This window comes from Corynebacterium sp. 335C, assembly GCF_053525695.1.
On the sequence record NZ_JASTTB010000002.1, the window covers coordinates 306,192 to 320,723 of the forward strand.

At 73.8% G+C, this 14,532-nt stretch carries 10 protein-coding genes, 1 tRNA gene and 1 riboswitch; of the genes, 6 read left to right on the forward strand and 5 right to left on the reverse strand.

What is annotated here, in order from left to right; all coding sequences use genetic code 11:
- The first annotated feature begins 53 nt into the window (after positions 1–53).
- On the forward strand, positions 54–791 hold the full coding sequence (locus QQS41_RS08400) for a hypothetical protein (protein ID WP_448852257.1): 738 nt from the start codon (positions 54–56) through the stop codon (positions 789–791).
- Between the two features lie 192 nt (positions 792–983).
- On the opposite strand, the gene QQS41_RS08405 is transcribed toward QQS41_RS08400, so the two are convergent.
- Entirely contained in the window at positions 984–2,990 is a 2,007-nt protein-coding gene (locus tag QQS41_RS08405; RefSeq protein ID WP_448852258.1) for a TPM domain-containing protein, read from the reverse strand.
- 80 nt (positions 2,991–3,070) lie between these two features.
- On the opposite strand from QQS41_RS08405, the gene QQS41_RS08410 reads away from it, so the two are divergent.
- Positions 3,071–4,438, forward strand: a complete 1,368-nt coding sequence (locus QQS41_RS08410; protein WP_448852259.1) for a deoxyguanosinetriphosphate triphosphohydrolase — start codon at positions 3,071–3,073, stop codon at positions 4,436–4,438.
- A gap of 160 nt (positions 4,439–4,598) precedes the next feature.
- Positions 4,599–5,945 (forward strand): trypsin-like serine protease, encoded by a 1,347-nt coding sequence (locus QQS41_RS08415; RefSeq protein ID WP_448852260.1) that lies wholly within the window; start codon positions 4,599–4,601, stop codon positions 5,943–5,945.
- A gap of 121 nt (positions 5,946–6,066) precedes the next feature.
- On the opposite strand, the gene QQS41_RS08420 is transcribed toward QQS41_RS08415, so the two are convergent.
- Complete coding sequence (locus QQS41_RS08420; RefSeq protein WP_448852261.1) at positions 6,067–6,600, reverse strand: ribonuclease domain-containing protein; 534 nt, start codon at positions 6,598–6,600, stop codon at positions 6,067–6,069.
- 56 nt (positions 6,601–6,656) lie between these two features.
- On the opposite strand from QQS41_RS08420, the gene dnaG reads away from it, so the two are divergent.
- Positions 6,657–8,606 (forward strand): DNA primase, encoded by a 1,950-nt coding sequence (gene dnaG, locus QQS41_RS08425; RefSeq protein ID WP_448852262.1) that lies wholly within the window; start codon positions 6,657–6,659, stop codon positions 8,604–8,606.
- Between the two features lie 103 nt (positions 8,607–8,709).
- Here dnaG and QQS41_RS08430 read toward each other — a convergent pair whose 3' ends face one another.
- The 3 genes from QQS41_RS08430 to thiD form a co-directional block, all read right to left on the reverse strand.
- Positions 8,710–9,363 (reverse strand): MBL fold metallo-hydrolase, encoded by a 654-nt coding sequence (locus tag QQS41_RS08430; protein ID WP_448852263.1) that lies wholly within the window; start codon positions 9,361–9,363, stop codon positions 8,710–8,712.
- 135 nt (positions 9,364–9,498) lie between these two features.
- Positions 9,499–10,647 (reverse strand): S-(hydroxymethyl)mycothiol dehydrogenase, encoded by a 1,149-nt coding sequence (locus QQS41_RS08435; protein ID WP_448852264.1) that lies wholly within the window; start codon positions 10,645–10,647, stop codon positions 9,499–9,501.
- 50 nt (positions 10,648–10,697) lie between these two features.
- Positions 10,698–12,230 carry a bifunctional hydroxymethylpyrimidine kinase/phosphomethylpyrimidine kinase gene (gene thiD, locus QQS41_RS08440; protein WP_448852265.1) on the reverse strand — a complete coding sequence of 511 codons (1,533 nt, stop codon included), beginning with the start codon at positions 12,228–12,230 and terminating at the stop codon, positions 10,698–10,700.
- Positions 12,221–12,319: riboswitch (TPP riboswitch) on the reverse strand. It overlaps the preceding gene by 10 nt.
- A 164-nt stretch (positions 12,320–12,483) precedes the next feature.
- Here thiD and QQS41_RS08445 point away from each other — a divergent pair.
- Positions 12,484–12,558: transfer RNA gene (locus QQS41_RS08445), tRNA-Asn, on the forward strand.
- 264 nt (positions 12,559–12,822) lie between these two features.
- On the forward strand, positions 12,823–14,403 hold the full coding sequence (locus QQS41_RS08450; protein WP_448852266.1) for a flavin-containing monooxygenase: 1,581 nt from the start codon (positions 12,823–12,825) through the stop codon (positions 14,401–14,403).
- Positions 14,404–14,532 lie beyond the last annotated feature (129 nt).

Below are 14,532 nucleotides of genomic sequence, written 5' to 3' on the forward strand. Positions count from 1 at the left end.
GGCGGACACCTGACGCCCCGGGGAGGCCCCGGGGCACGGAAGGACGAAACGAGATGAGCAAGGACCGCAAGGACGTCGACCGCTCGGTCACGCTCGACGACGGCACCGTCGTCACGTGGGAGAGCTGGGAGCTGGGCAAGCCGAGCCACGACGGCTCCCGCCACGTCGCGCCGGTGCTGCGCGACGGCGAGCAGGTCTCCGAGTACGTCATCGTCGACGACGACGAGGCGATCGCCGCCCCCGGCGGCGTGTGGCGCCTGGACGTCGAGCCCGGCCGCCTGACCGCGGCGCTGCCCGACGGCCGCACCTTCGCCACCGTCGCGGAGGACAAGCCGAAGTTCAGCCGCGCCAAGCGCATCTCCGTGGACTTCGCCGCCGCCGCGACGGAGGCCCCGGCCGACGACGCCGCCGCGGCCGCCCGCGACGCGGAGGCGGCCCGCGCCGCCGGCGCGGAGGGCGCGGACGCGGAGGCCTCCGCGACCGCCGGCCCGACCGCCGGTGCGGTGACGCCGGACGAGGTCCGCATCCTGTGCGAGACGTCGCAGCACTACGTCATCGAGGACGTCAAGGGCGCCAAGCTCGGCCAGTTCACCGGCGCGAGCCACGGAGTCCGCGCCGCGGAGATCCAGTTCGACACCCCGGAGGGCCGGGCCCTGTCGGATGATCAGAAGATGTACCTCACCTGGTCGGCGCGCCACATCCTCGAGGCCCGCATGGTCAGCAGCACGTGGATCCTGACGGTCTGCCTGCTGCTGCTCATCGCCTACCTGGCCTACATCTGGGTGCTGTAGCCGGCGACCCGCCGCAGGGCACCCGCGCGACGACGCCCCGGCCCCCTCCGTCCGTGGAGGGGACCGGGGCGTCGTCGCGTCCGGGGGGGGGGAGGGGCGCCGGCCGGGGCCGTCCGGCGCCTGGCCGGGCCCCGGGATACCGGTCGCGCCCGTGGACGGTGCGCGGGCGGGGGCTCGCCGCCGCGGCCGGGCCTAGAAGCCGCGGGAGCCGCCGCTGCCGCCGAAGCCCCCGCCGCCACCGCCGCCGAAGCCGCCTCCGCCGAAGCCGCCGCCGAACCCGCCGCCGGAGTTCATCATCGAGCCGATGACCAGGCCGGTGAGCAGGGAGCCGGTGCCGGAGCCGCCGGAGTGGCGGTGGCTGTGCCGGTCGATGTCGCGCCGCGCCGCGTGGACGGCCTTCTGCGCCTCGTGGGCGGCGGCCTGCGCGTCGGCGATGCCCTGGCGCACCATCGGCATCGACTCCGCGGCGCGGGCCTCCTGCGCGGAGCGCAGCAGGCGCGTCGCCTCCGACATGTGGGTGCGGGCGCCGGAGCCGATGATGCCGCGGCGGGTGTCCAGCAGGTCCGCCGCGGTCTGCACCTGGGCGGACGCGTCGCGCAGCGCCGCGGTGAGCGTGGCGTTGGCGCGGGAGAGGGCGCGGGCGGCGTCGCGGGCGCCCTCGAGGTGCTCGTCGAGCTCCGCGTCGGCCTCCGACAGCGCGGAGTAGGCCATCAGCGGGTCCTCGTCGCCGCGGTCGTCGGCGATGGTGATGGCGCTGCGGCCGCCCTCGACCGCGGCCTTCAGCGCGCCGCGGTCGAAGTCGGCGGCGCCGGGCGCCAGCAGCAGGTTCTCCGCCTCGCGGATCTCGCCGGCGATTTCGGCGACAAGCTCGCCCATGCCGGCGACGGCGCGGCGGATGTTGTCGTCGGCGTGCTCCACGCCCGCCAGCAGCTTGTCCGCCTGGTCCAGGCCGGCGCCGGCGGCGCCGAGCGCCTCCGGCAGCTCGCCCTGCTCGCCGGCCGGGCGGTCCAGCAGTCCGCGGGCGCGGTCGATGGCCTCGTCGGCCAGCCGCAGGTGCTCGGCGGCCATCGCCGGGTTGTCGGCGACCGACGCCAGCGTCGTGTCGTCGTGGCGGGCGCGCAGCGCCTCCAGCGTCTTCTCCGCGTCGGGGATGCGCGTCGACAGGGCGACGCTGCGGCGCGTCAGCTCGTCGACCAGATCGGGGGCTCGCAGCAGCTGCTCGCGCATCTCCCGGTAGTGGTCCACCTTCGCGTCGAGCTCGGCGTCGGCGGCGCCGCAGGTGCTGACGATCTCGACGAGCATCGCGCGGCGGTCGGCGACCGGCTCCGGGATGTCGTCGTCGAGGCGGCGGCGCAGGCTGAACGCCTTCTCCAGCGTCGCCTCCGACCGCGCGAGGGCGCGCTCCAGGTCGGCGACGCGGCCGTCGCCGAACTCCGAGCGGGCCAGATCCAGCTCCGCGCGGGCGGTGCGGATCGACTCGTCGGTGGAGACGAGCTCCTCGGAGGCCAGCTCGTCCAGGACGTCCTTGTCCAGCGTCGCCAGGGTGGAGACGTCGCTCGGGTCGATGGCGCGGGCGTCCTCGACCTGCGCGGCGGTGCGGCGGCGACGGCGGCGGCGCGACCACGCCCACCAGCCGCCGCCGGCGGCGGCGACGACCGCGGCGCCGCCGCCGACGACCGCGGCGGCCTCGCCGGGGGCGACGCCCCGGGCCTCGTCGATCGCGGACTTCGCGGCGCCGGCCCAGTCGGAGTCGTCGGAGCGCAGCACGTCGTAGGCGGCGCCCGCCAGCTCGTCGCCGGTGACGCCGGCGCCGCCCGCGGCCCATGCGCCGACCAGGCGGTCGTCGACGGCGATGGCCAGCACCGCCATGTTGTCGGCGCCGCCGTTGGCGGCCAGGGCCTCCTTCGCCCACTGCGCCGGGTCCTCGCCGTCGAAGGAGCGGACGTAGACGACGTGCATCTTCACGCCCGCGTCGGACTGCAGCTCGCGCAGGGAGCGCTCGACGTCGGCGGCGTCCCCGCTGGACAGCACGCCGGCCGAGTCGACCAGGGCGTTGTCCCACCGGGCGGGGGCCTCGGCGGCGGCGACGGGCGCGGCGTCCGGCAGCAGGGCCGGCAGCGCGGCGACGGGGGCGGCGGCGATGAGCCCGGCGGCCGTCGCGGCGGCGAGGCGGCGGGGCGTGGCTGCACGTCGGTTCATGGCACCAGGATACAAACCGTCCGACGCGAAGCCGGGCGCGCCGCACCGCAGGTCGGGGCGGGTCGCGGCATGATGGGTCCATGACCCCGACCTTCGACGACGCGGCGCCCCACGGCGCCGGGGCGGGCCCGTCCGGCGCCGCCCGCCTCCACCGCTACGGACCCGCCGACGTCGCGCGGCTCGTGGCGGAGGCCCCGAAGGGCTCGCTGCAGGGCGTGGGACCGTCGACGGAGCACATGCGGTCGGCGTTCTCCCGCGACCGCGCCCGGGTGCTGCACTCCGCGGCGCTGCGCCGGCTGGCGGACAAGACCCAGGTCGTCGGCCCCGGCGAGGGAGACATCCCGCGCACCCGGCTGACGCACTCCCTGGAGGTCGCCCAGATCTCGCGGGGCATCGCGGAGGCCCTCGGCGCCGACCCGGACCTGGCGGAGCTCGCCGGGCTGACCCACGACATCGGCCACCCGCCCTACGGCCACAACGGCGAGCGGGCGCTCGACGAGATCGCCGCCGGCTGCGGCGGCTTCGAGGGCAACGCCCAGACGCTGCGCATCCTCGTGCGCCTGGAGCCGAAGATCCTCGGCCCCGACGGGCGGCCGGCGGGCCTGAACCTCACGCGCGCCGCCCTCGACGCGGCGTGCAAGTACCCGTGGACGAAGACGGCGCCGGACGGCTCGGTGCGCCGGAAGTACGGGGCCTACGACGACGACGCGGAGGTCCTGGCCTGGATCCGCGACGGCGCCCCGGAGGGCCGCCGCAGCCTGGAGGCCCAGATCATGGACTGGTCCGACGACGTCGCCTACTCCGTCCACGACGTGGAGGACGGCATCGTCTCCGGCCGCATCTCCCTGGAGGTCCTGTGGGACACCGTGGAGCTGGCGGCGCTGGCGCAGAAGGGAGCCGACGCCTTCGGCGCCGACCCGGAGGCGCTGGTGGAGGCCGGCGGGCGTCTCGCGTCGCTGCCGGTGGTGTCGGCGGCGGCGTCGTACGACGGCTCGCTGGCGTCCCAGATCGCGCTGAAGCGCATGACCTCGGAGCTGGTGGGCCGGTTCATCTCCGCGCCGGTGGCGGAGACCCGCCAGTCGGCGGAGGCCGCCGGCGCCGGCGACGGGGGAGCGGCGCTGGGCCGCTACGACGCGGACCTGGAGGTGCCGCCGGACATCGAGGCGGAGGTCATCATGCTGAAGACCCTCGCCGTGCTCTACGTCATGGACGATCCCGGGCACCTGCGCCGCCAGGACCGCGACCGGGACCGGCTGTTCCGCGTCGCCGGGTACCTCGCGGAGGGCGCCCCCGGCGTCCTCGATCCGGTCTTCCGGCTGCAGTACGAGGACGCGGCGGACGAAGCCGGGCGGCTGCGCGCGGTCGTCGACCAGATCGCGACGATGACGGAGTCGCGGGTGGAGCGCCTGGACCGTTCCATCGCCGGCGTCTCCGTGGCCTGGGGCTGAGCGAACCCCCGCCCCACCTGGGTTGATGGATCATCGAAACCCGTTCCGCGTCGCCGCCCCGCGCGCGCCCGCGGACGGCTAGGCTCGCGGGCACGGCCCCGCCCCGACCGTGCGGCGGGCCCGCGACAACCCCCGCACCGCACCGAGGAAGCGAGACCCGATGATGGCGAATCCGCGCCGCACCACCACCGTCCGCACCACCACCGTCCGCACCACCGCGGCCGCCGCCACGGCGGTCGCGGCCCTGTTCTCCGGCGCCGGCGTCGCGGCCGCGGCGCCCGTCGACGGCGGGGGCTTCCCGCCGGCGCCGGCCGGCAGCCGCGTCGTCGTCGGCCCCGGCGACCCCATCCGCATGCCGTCCGAGACCTCGCCGGTCGACGAGCGCGGCGCCCACCTGGACACCGCCATCTGCTCCTCCAGCGTCCCGGGCACCGTGGTCGACGAGAACGGCGTGGAGCACCACGTGCAGTTCACCGCCGGCCACTGCGTCGGCCTGGACCCGGCCGCGGGCGGCTACGTCGACGGCACCGGCACCGTCATCTACGCGCCGACGACGCACGGCGACGAGCGCATCGGCGTCATCGGCCCGAACGCGTTCCCGGATCCGACGAAGGGCCTCGTCGACCCGAACGACCCGGATGCGGCGGCGGAGGTCGAGCCGGGCGAGATGACCGACGTCATCATCGGCCTGCCGGACGCCGCGCTGAACGGCTCCGACTGGGCGTTCGTGGAGCTGGACGACGACGTGGCGGGCACCTCCGTCAGCGCCTCCCGCGCGGAGGACGGCTGGGTCGGCGGCCCGGGCGTGCCGATGACGGGCGTCGTCGACTACGGCGAGCTCGCCCCGGGCGAGATCTCCCTGGACAACATGGGCAAGCGGGTGTGCATCGACGGCACCCGCACCAGCCGCCAGTGCGGCTACCAGGTCTTCCGCGTCCGCAACGGCGTGTGGGCCGTGGGCCTGTGGATGGACCACGGCGACTCCGGCGGCAACGCCTACGACCCGGACACGAATCAGGTCATCGGCGCGAACTCCATGCGCTTCGGCCCGTTCAACCGCTTCCAGCCGATGGACGTGGCGCTGGAGGAGGCCTACGGCATCCCGGACGGCCAGGTCAACGAGCGCTTCACCGTCGACGGCGCCGTGGCGCGCGACGGCGACCGCCGCACCATCGACGAGGACCTGCCGGAGACCCGCAAGTGGCGCGAGGAGTCGGGCACGATGCCGCCGGCGTCGCCGGGCTCCCGCGTCGTCTCGCCGGTGCAGAAGGCGGTGACGGAGCGCGTCGACGCGGTGCCGGAGCTGCGGAACACGGGCGTGCGCCAGACCGCGGACGACGTCGCGAACGCGGCGACCATCTCCGGCGACCTGGCCATCTCCACCGCGGCGACCGCGGCGGAGTCGGTGCCGGGCGGCGCCGACGCCGTCAACGGCGTGGTCGATCGCCTGGAGGGCGCCTCCGAGGGCCTCGCCGGCGTCATCTTCCCGGAGGGGGCGCAGGGCTGATCCCGTCTCCCGCGCACGAGGGGCGCCGGGCACCGCGTGGTGCCCGGCGCCCCTCGCCGCGTCCGGGGTGCACGGGAGCGTTGCGACGGTTCCCGCCGCGGCGCGCATCCCCGCGCCCCGCCTACTCCTCGGCGTCGGGGATGGCGCAGAAGCTCTCGTAGTGGTCGTCGGTCCAGTACCAGTAGTCGGGGTCGTGCTCGCTGCCGCCGCCGACGACGATGCGGCGGGCGCCGCGGTGGTTCAGCCCGGGCGTCTCGACGGTGTACTCGCGGTAATAGCCGGACTTCTCCTTCGGCAGGATGCCCTCGTAGTTGCCGAAGCGCTTGCCGTCGTGCTCCGGGTGCGCCAGCGGGCGGTCCTGCAGGATGTCGCCGATGACGTCGTCGGCCTCCTCCGGCAGCGTGTCGGCGGCGCAGGTGCCGCGCGTCCACTCCGGGTCGACGTCGCCGTCGCCGCCGTTTCCGGCACCGCCCCGGCCCTGGCCGGAGTCCCCGCCGGAGCCGGAATCGGCGGCCGCGGCGGGGGACGTCGTCACGCCCGAACCGGAACCACCCGACCCGCCGTCGCCGAGATCGAGGCCGAACCACGCACCGGCCAGGGCGAGCACCACGGCGCCGGCCGCACCGGCGGCGCCCTTCCAACGGTTCTGCGTCATGCGGGGCATTGTCCCACGCGGCTCCGGCGGCCCCGCACCCGGCTAAGGTTGTGCGCATGGCCAGAGGACGAATCCCCGACAGCGACATCGCGGCGATCCGCGAACGTACGCCGATCGAGGAGATCGTCGCGGAGTACGTGCAGCTCAAGCCCGGCGGCGCCGACTCGCTGAAGGGGCTGTCGCCGTTCAAGGACGAGCGCACCCCGAGCTTCCACGTCCGCCCGAACCACGGCTACTACCACTGCTTCTCCACCGGCAAGGGCGGCGACGTCTTCAGCTTCCTCATGGAGCTGGAGCACCTCACCTTCCCGGAGGCCGTGGAGGCGTGCGCGGAGCGCATCGGCTACCGCATCAACTACGAGGGCGGCGGCACCGGCCGGCGCGAGGAGCCGGGCACCCGCCGCCGCCTCGTGGAGGCGAACAAGGCCGCCCACGCCTTCTACATGGAGCAGCTGACGACGAAGGACGCGCAGGTGGCGCGGGACTTCCTCGGCGACCGCGGGTTCACGGAGGAGCAGTGGCGGCACTTCGGCTGCGGCTACGCCCCCGACGGCTGGGACACGATGACCCGGCACCTGCAGCGCAAGGGCTTCTCCGCCCAGGAGCTGGAGAAGGCGGGCCTGTCGACGATGGGCCGCCGCGGCCCCATCGACCGGTTCCGCCGCCGCCTGCTGTGGCCCATCCGCAACCTGTCCGGCGACGTCATCGGCTTCGGCGCCCGCAAGCTGTTCGACGACGACAAGCTGGGCAAGTACATGAACACGCCGGACACGCTGCTGTACCACAAGTCGAAGGTGCTGTTCGGCCTGGACCTGGCGAAGAAGGACATCGCGGCGACGCGCCGCGCCATCGTCGTCGAGGGCTACACCGACGTCATGGCGATGCACGCCGCGGGCGAGACCACCGCCGTCGCGGCGTGCGGCACCGCCTTCGGCGAGGAGCACCTGACCGTGCTGCGCCGCCTCCTGCTGGACGACAGCTTCTTCCGCGGCGAGCTCATCTACACCTTCGACGGCGACGAGGCGGGGCAGAAGGCCGCGATGCGCGCCTTCGAGGGCGACCAGCGCTTCACCGGCCAGTCCTACGTCGCCGTCGCCCCGGAGGGCATGGACCCCTGCGACCTGCGGATGCGGAAGGGCGATGCGGCGGTGCGGGAGCTCGTCGCGTCGCGCACCCCCATCATCGAGTTCGTCGTCCGCACCCTCATGGCGGAGTACGACCTGGACCAGCCGGGCGGCCGCGTCGAGGCGGTGCGCCGCGTGGTGCCGGTGCTGGCGAAGATGGACGACGCCGCCCTGCGCGACGAGTACTCCCGGGAGGTCGCCGGCTGGATCGGCTTCAGCGACGAGGCCGAGATGGTGCGGATGGTCCGCGAGGAGGCGGCCAACCCGACGATGGACGAGACGCAGCACCGCCGGCAGCGACGGGAGGAGGAGCGCCGCCGCCTGGAGGAGGCGAAGGAGCGCCAGCGCGAGGAGCTGCGCCCCGGCCTGCACCGCCCCGACCCGTCGGACCCGCGGCTGCACGTCGAGCGCGAGGTTCTGAAGCTCGCGGTGCAGGAGCCCGGCGACGTCGACGGCGCGATGTTCGACGCCCTCGACCCGGAGATGTTCACCCACCCCGCCTACCGCGCGGTGTTCGACGCCATCGTCGCCGCCGGCGGCCTGGAGCAGGCGGCGAAGGCCCCGATGTGGGCGGCGGGCATCGCCTCCGGGATGGAGGACGAGACGGCGCGGTCGCTGATGCCGGAGCTGGGCGTGGAGGAGATCCACGTCGACGCCGACGCGCGCCCCGGCTACTCCGCCTCCCTGCTCGCCCGCCTGCAGGAGGTGTGGGTCGGCGAGCAGATCGCCCAGGTCAAGCGGGTTCTGCAGCGCATGCGGCCCACCGACGACGAGGCCGCCTACCGCGAGACCTTCGGCGATCTCCTGGCGCTGGAGAACTACCGCCGGCTGCTGTTCGACACGGCCGTGGGCCGCGGGGACGCCTCGCCGGGCGCGGTCTGACCGTCGTCACGCGACGGGGACCGCGGGCACGTGCCCGCGGTCCCCGTCGAGTGACGACGGTTCCCGCCGCGTCGCCGGCGTCGTCACGCGGCGGACGCGCGGGTCAGTAGCCGCGGCGGATCCACTCCTCGAGGTGCGGCGCCTCGCGGCCGATGGTCGTGTGGTCGCCGTGGCCGGTGCGCACGATCGTCTCCTCCGGCAGCGTCAGCAGGTTGTCGCGGATGGAGTCGATGATGGTGTCGAAGTCGGAGAAGCTGCGGCCCGTCGCACCGGGCCCGCCGGAGAACAGCGTGTCGCCGGAGAACAGCTCGCCGGCCTCGGGGGCGTAGAGGCAGCACGAGCCGGGGGAGTGGCCCGGGGTGTTGATGACCACGAGCTCCGTGCCGCCGACCTCGATGCGCTGCCCGTGGGCGAGGTCGCCATGGCCGACGTCCGGCCACGTCTGGTCCCACAGCACCTGGTCGCCCGGGTGGACGAGCATCGGGGCGTCGAGCTTCTCCGACAGCTCGGGGGCGACGGTGATGTGGTCGTTGTGGGCGTGGGTGCAGACGATGGCGCGCACCCTCCGGCCGCCGACGGCGTCGATGATGGGGCGGGCCTGGTGGGCGGCGTCGATGACGATGCACTCCGCGTCGTCGCCGACGACCCAGATGTTGTTGTCCACCTCCCATTCGCCGCCGTCGAGGGCGAAGATGCCGCTGGTCTCTACGTGGTCGACGCGCAGGTCGCCCTGCCGCCGGATACCGGGACGTGCCATGGTGTCCTCCGTTGTCGTGGGGTGCGGGTGCCGGGGTTCGCGCGGGGTGGCGCGGTGCGGGGTGCCGAGGGGCTTTGCGACGGGGCCCGGCGCTGCGGTGGCGCCGGACGTCGCGGTGCGTGGCGACGGGGCCCGCTAGTTGACGACGACGGAGCGCAGCACCGCGCCTGCCTTCATCGTGTCGAAGGCCGCCTCGACGTCGCCGAGGCCGATGCGCTCGGTGACGAAGTCCTTCAGCGGCAGCCGGTCCTCGAGGGAGAGATCGACGAGCATCGGGAAGTCGCGCTCCGGCAGGCAGTCGCCGTACCAGGAGGACTTGAGGGAGCCGCCGCGGCCGAAGACGTCGAGCAGCGGCAGGTCCAGCGTCATCGTCGGCGACGGCACGCCGACCAGGACGACGCGGCCGGCGAGGTCGCGGGCGTAGAACGCCTGGACGTAGGTCTCGGGGACGCCGACGGCGTCGATGACGACGTCGGCGCCGAAGCCGCCGGTCAGCTCGCGGATGCGGGCGACGACGGGGTCGTCCTCGCCGGTGCGGCCGTCGGCCAGCTCCCTCGAGTTGATGACGTGGGTGGCGCCGAAGGAGCGGGCGGTCTCCAGCTTTGCGTCGGAGACGTCGACGGCGATGATGGTCGTCGCCCCGGCGAGCTTCGCGCCCGCGATGGAGGCGGTGCCGACGCCGCCGCAGCCGATGACGGCGACGGACTCGCCGCGGGTGACCTCGCCGGTGTTGATGGCGGCGCCGAGGCCCGCCATGACGCCGCAGCCGAGCAGGCCCGCGACGGCCGGGTCGGCGTCGGGGTTGACCTTGGTGCACTGGCCCTCGTGGACGAGGGTGGCGTCGCAGAACGCGCCGATGCCGAGCGCCGGGGACAGCTCGGTGCCGTCGGCGAGCGTCATCTTCTTCGACGCGTTGTGGGTGTTGAAGCAGTACTTCGGCTCGCCCTTGCGGCAGGCGCGGCACTCGCCGCACACGGCGCGCCAGTTGAGGACGACGAAGTCGCCCTCGGCGACGTGGGTGACGTCCTCGCCGACGTCGATGACGACGCCGGCGGCCTCGTGGCCGAGGAGGAACGGGTAGGCGTCCTCGATGTCGCCGTCGCGGTAGGCGAGGTCGGTGTGGCAGACGCCGCAGGCGTCGACCCGGACGACGACGTCGTTCGGGCCGGGGGCGGGCACGGTGATCTCGACCTGCTCGACGGGCTCGCCCTTGGCGAGCGACACGATGCCGCGCACCGTGCGGGAGCCGTCGTCGTGGAGGGTGATGTGATCGGAAGCGCTCATGCCGCCGATCATATGCACGGCGGCTTATGCGTCGCAGCCCTCCGCGGCGGTTACCCGTGGCGGCGCACCGGCTCCGCGAAGAACTCCAGCTCGTGCCAGGACGAGGTGCGGAACGCCCGCCACATCGCGGCGCGCTCCTCCGGACCCGCCCCGGCGGCGGCGCGGGCGACGTGGCCGATGGCGGCGCGGGTGGCCTCCTCGAACTCCTCGTCGGAGTAGGTGGCCAGCCACTGCTCGTACGGGTGCCCCGCGGTCGCGGCGGCGGCGAGGCGGCTGCCGATCTCCTGGTACAGCCAGTAGCAGGGCAGCAGCGCCGCGACGGCCTCGCCGTAGGAGCCGCGGGCCGCGGTCGCCAGCAGGTGGTCGACGTAGGCGCGGGTGACGGCCGACGGCTGCGGCTGCTCCGCGCCCGCCGCGTCGCCGATGAAGGAGCGGTGCAGCTCCATCTCCGTCGCGATGGCCGAGTGCGCCGAGTTCGCCCAGAACATCTGCTCCGCCTGCGTCGGCGCCAGCGTCGACGCCGCCGCCAGGGCGCGCGAGTAGCCGTTGAGGTACACCGCGTCCTGGGCGAGGTACCAGGCGAAGTCGTCGCCGTCGAGGGACCCGTCGGCAAGCTGCGCGATGAACGGCAGGTCGTCGATCGCCGAGCGCAGGTCGTCGATCGCCTCCCACCACGCGTCGGTGATGATCTCCGGGTTCGCCGGCGCGAGGCCGCGGCCCCACAGGCCCGCGAAATGGTTCACGGGGCCGTGGCCGGAGCCGACGCGCAGCTCCGCGGCGTGCTCCAGCGACTCCGTGAGCCACTGCTTCGCGACGCGCACCGCCGCGGCCGGGTCGCCCAGGCGCGGCCACAGCGCCGCGACCGCGGAGGAGAGGGAGCAGCCCGTGCCGTGCGTGCACGTCGTGTCGACGCGCGGCGCCGCGACCTCCTCGACCGTCCCGTCGGGGTGGACCAGCGCGTCGTGCAGCGTGTCTCCGTCGAGGTGGCCGCCCTTCGCCAGCACCAGCACGTCCGCCGAGCGGGCGACGGAGCGGGCCTGCTCCAGCACCCCGTCCCAGTCGGCCGCCGGCTCCGCGCCGGCCAGCACCGCCAGCTCCGGGACGTTCGGGGTGATGAGCGACGCCTTCGGCAGCAGCCCCCGCAGCGCCTCCTCGGCCTCCGCGACCAGCAGGCGGTCGCCGGAGGTCGCCACCATCACCGGATCGAGCACCACGATCGGGCACTTCACCCGGTCCAGCCACTCGGCGACGACGGCGATGATGCCCTCGTCGAACAGCATCCCGATCTTCACCGCGTCGATCTCCACGTCGTCGGAGACCGCCTCCAGCTGCGAGCGCAGGAACTCCGGGCCCGGGGCGTGGACCTCCCGCACCCCGTGGGTGTTCTGCGACACCAGAGCCGTCACGGCGGACATGCCGTAGGCGCCGTGCGCGGCGAAGGCCTTCATGTCTGCCTGGATGCCGGCGCCGCCCGACGGGTCCGTGCCCGCGATGGACAGCACCCGCGGCACGGCCTCCGCGATGCGCGGCGCCGGCGGCGGGACGGGGGAGGGGGCGGTGCGGGCATGCGGCTGCTCGGCCATGACGACAATCCTTTCGCCGGTCTGAACCGGATCAAGTTCGACGGGTCTCATCTCAGCCCGCCTCCGTGCGGGCACCCCGTGTCGCCGCCGAGGATAGCAACGGGGCCGACACGGCCTCCGGCGTTCGCGGCGGCCCTTCCTCGATCGTGCGTGGGAAGCCTGCGAAACTGGCGATGAACAGGGGATTTGGCGCCTCCGGAAGTGCTGGGTAAAGTCATGTCCCGTTGCAGGGCGAACAGCCCGGCCAACGCATTCCCCCATAGCTCAACGGCAGAGCATTCGACTGTTAATCGAAGGGTTGCTGGTTCGAATCCAGCTGGGGGAGCCAAAACACCAGGCCAGAGGCGTAATGCCCTGGCCTGGTACTCGTATGGGGGCTCACAAGGGCCTCATTGGGGCCTAATACGATCCGGCCGCACGTGAACCAAGGCGCCCCTTAAACGGCCCTCGTTGGATTGGTCGAGCGCCGCCATCCGGCTCGCGGCCGGCCCGGGGTGACCGCGCTCACAACTCCACCCGCGGAGTACCCCCGGTCACGTTTGTTTCCCTGAATATCTTCATTCGCAATCCGAACGGGTCTAACGTTCCGCGCATGACAGCTTCGCTCAAGGAAACCAAGGCAGCCGTTGCGGGGGCCGATGAGGGCCGCGTCCGCGACGTCGAGGTCCTCATCGTCGGCTCCGGGTTCTCCGGCCTCATCGCCGGCGCCCAGCTGCGCCGCTCCGGCCGGATGGGCTTCACCATCATCGAGCGCGCCGACGAGGTCGGCGGCACGTGGCGCGACAACACCTACCCGGGCGCCGCGTGCGACGTCCCCAGCCACCTCTACTCCCTGTCCTTCCGCCAGGACTTCCCCTGGTCCCGCAGCTTCGGCCACCAGCCGGAGATCCACCGCTACCAGCGTGAGGTCGCCCGGAAGGAGGGCCTGTACGACCACATCGAGTTCCGCACGGAGATGACGGACGCCTCCTGGAACGAGGAGGACCGCCGCTGGCACGTCACCACCCGCCGCGTCGACGGCGGCAAGCCGGCCGTCGCCGGCGACCAGGGCTCGCCGGAGGAGGGCGGCGAGGTCGTCTTCCGCGCCCGCGAGCTGGTCCTCGGCGTCGGCGCGCTGTGCGAGCCGAAGCTGCCGGACATCCCGGGCATCGCCGGCTTCCAGGGCGAGATGTTCCACTCCGCCCGCTGGGACCACGACGCGGACCTGGAGGGCAAGCGCATCGCGGTCATCGGCACCGGCGCCTCCGCCATCCAGATCGTCCCCGAGGTCGCGAAGGCCGCGGGCAAGCTCAGCGTCTTCCAGCGCACGCCCCCGTACATCATGCCGCGCATCGACCGCCCGTACGCCGGCGTCGAGAAGCTGCTGCTGAAGAAGGTGCCGGGGCTGCGGCAGATCGTCCGCGCCCAGGACTGGGTGCTGCGCGAGTCGCAGGTGCCGGGCCTCACCACCGAGGCCGAGTGGGCCATGAAGCCGCTGGTCTGGATGAACCGCGCGATGCTGCGCACCCAGGTGAAGGACCCGGCCACCCGCGCCGCCCTGACCCCGGACTACCGCATCGGCTGCAAGCGGATGCTCATCTCGAACAAATACTACCCGGCGATCGACCGCGACAACGTGGAGCTGGTGACCTCCGGCATCGAGGAGGTCGGCGCCCACTCCATCCGCACCCGCGACGGCGTGGAGCACGAGATCGACGTTCTCATCATCTGCACCGGCTTCCACGTCACCGATTCGCCGACGTTCGAGCTGGTCCACGGCCGCGACGGCCGTTCGCTGGCCGGCGTGTGGGGCGAGGAGGGCATGGAGGCCTACAAGGGCACCGTCGTCCACGGCTTCCCGAACATGACGGTGATGATGGGCCCGGGCACCGGCCTCGGCCACTCGTCGATGCTGCAGATCCTCGAGGCCCAGGTCCGCTACTTCCTCGGCCGCCTGGACTACCGCGACGCCCGCGGCCTCGACGTCGCCGACGTCACCGCGGAGGCGCAGCACCGGTACAACGAGTGGATGCGCGAGCGGCTGAAGCCGTCGGCGTGGGTGACGGGCTGCAGCTCCTGGTACATCGACGACAAGGGCAACGCGCCGGCGGTGTGGCCGTCGACGACGACGCGCTTCATCCGCGAGCACCGGAAGTTCGACCCGAAGGCCTACGACTTCGTCGCCGCCGAATAATCGGCATGGCCGGCGCCCGCCGTCGCGGGCCCGCCGGATGCGACGCGGCCCCGGCCGCACCGTGGAGGGGTGCGGCCGGGGCCGTCGTCGTGCGCGGGGAGCGTCGCCGCGCCGCGGTTGCGTTGCGAC

Coding starts and splice junctions, on each gene's coding strand:
- dnaG (WP_448852262.1), top strand. CDS start 6,657: ATGGCCAGAGGACGAATCCCCGACAGCGACATCGCGGCGATCCGCGAA.
- QQS41_RS08450 (WP_448852266.1), top strand. CDS start 12,823: ATGACAGCTTCGCTCAAGGAAACCAAGGCAGCCGTTGCGGGGGCCGAT.
- QQS41_RS08420 (WP_448852261.1), bottom strand. CDS start 6,600: ATGACGCAGAACCGTTGGAAGGGCGCCGCCGGTGCGGCCGGCGCCGTG.
- QQS41_RS08435 (WP_448852264.1), bottom strand. CDS start 10,647: ATGAGCGCTTCCGATCACATCACCCTCCACGACGACGGCTCCCGCACG.
- QQS41_RS08410 (WP_448852259.1), top strand. CDS start 3,071: ATGACCCCGACCTTCGACGACGCGGCGCCCCACGGCGCCGGGGCGGGC.
- thiD (WP_448852265.1), bottom strand. CDS start 12,230: ATGGCCGAGCAGCCGCATGCCCGCACCGCCCCCTCCCCCGTCCCGCCG.
- QQS41_RS08400 (WP_448852257.1), top strand. CDS start 54: ATGAGCAAGGACCGCAAGGACGTCGACCGCTCGGTCACGCTCGACGAC.
- QQS41_RS08430 (WP_448852263.1), bottom strand. CDS start 9,363: ATGGCACGTCCCGGTATCCGGCGGCAGGGCGACCTGCGCGTCGACCAC.
- QQS41_RS08415 (WP_448852260.1), top strand. CDS start 4,599: ATGATGGCGAATCCGCGCCGCACCACCACCGTCCGCACCACCACCGTC.
- QQS41_RS08405 (WP_448852258.1), bottom strand. CDS start 2,990: ATGAACCGACGTGCAGCCACGCCCCGCCGCCTCGCCGCCGCGACGGCC.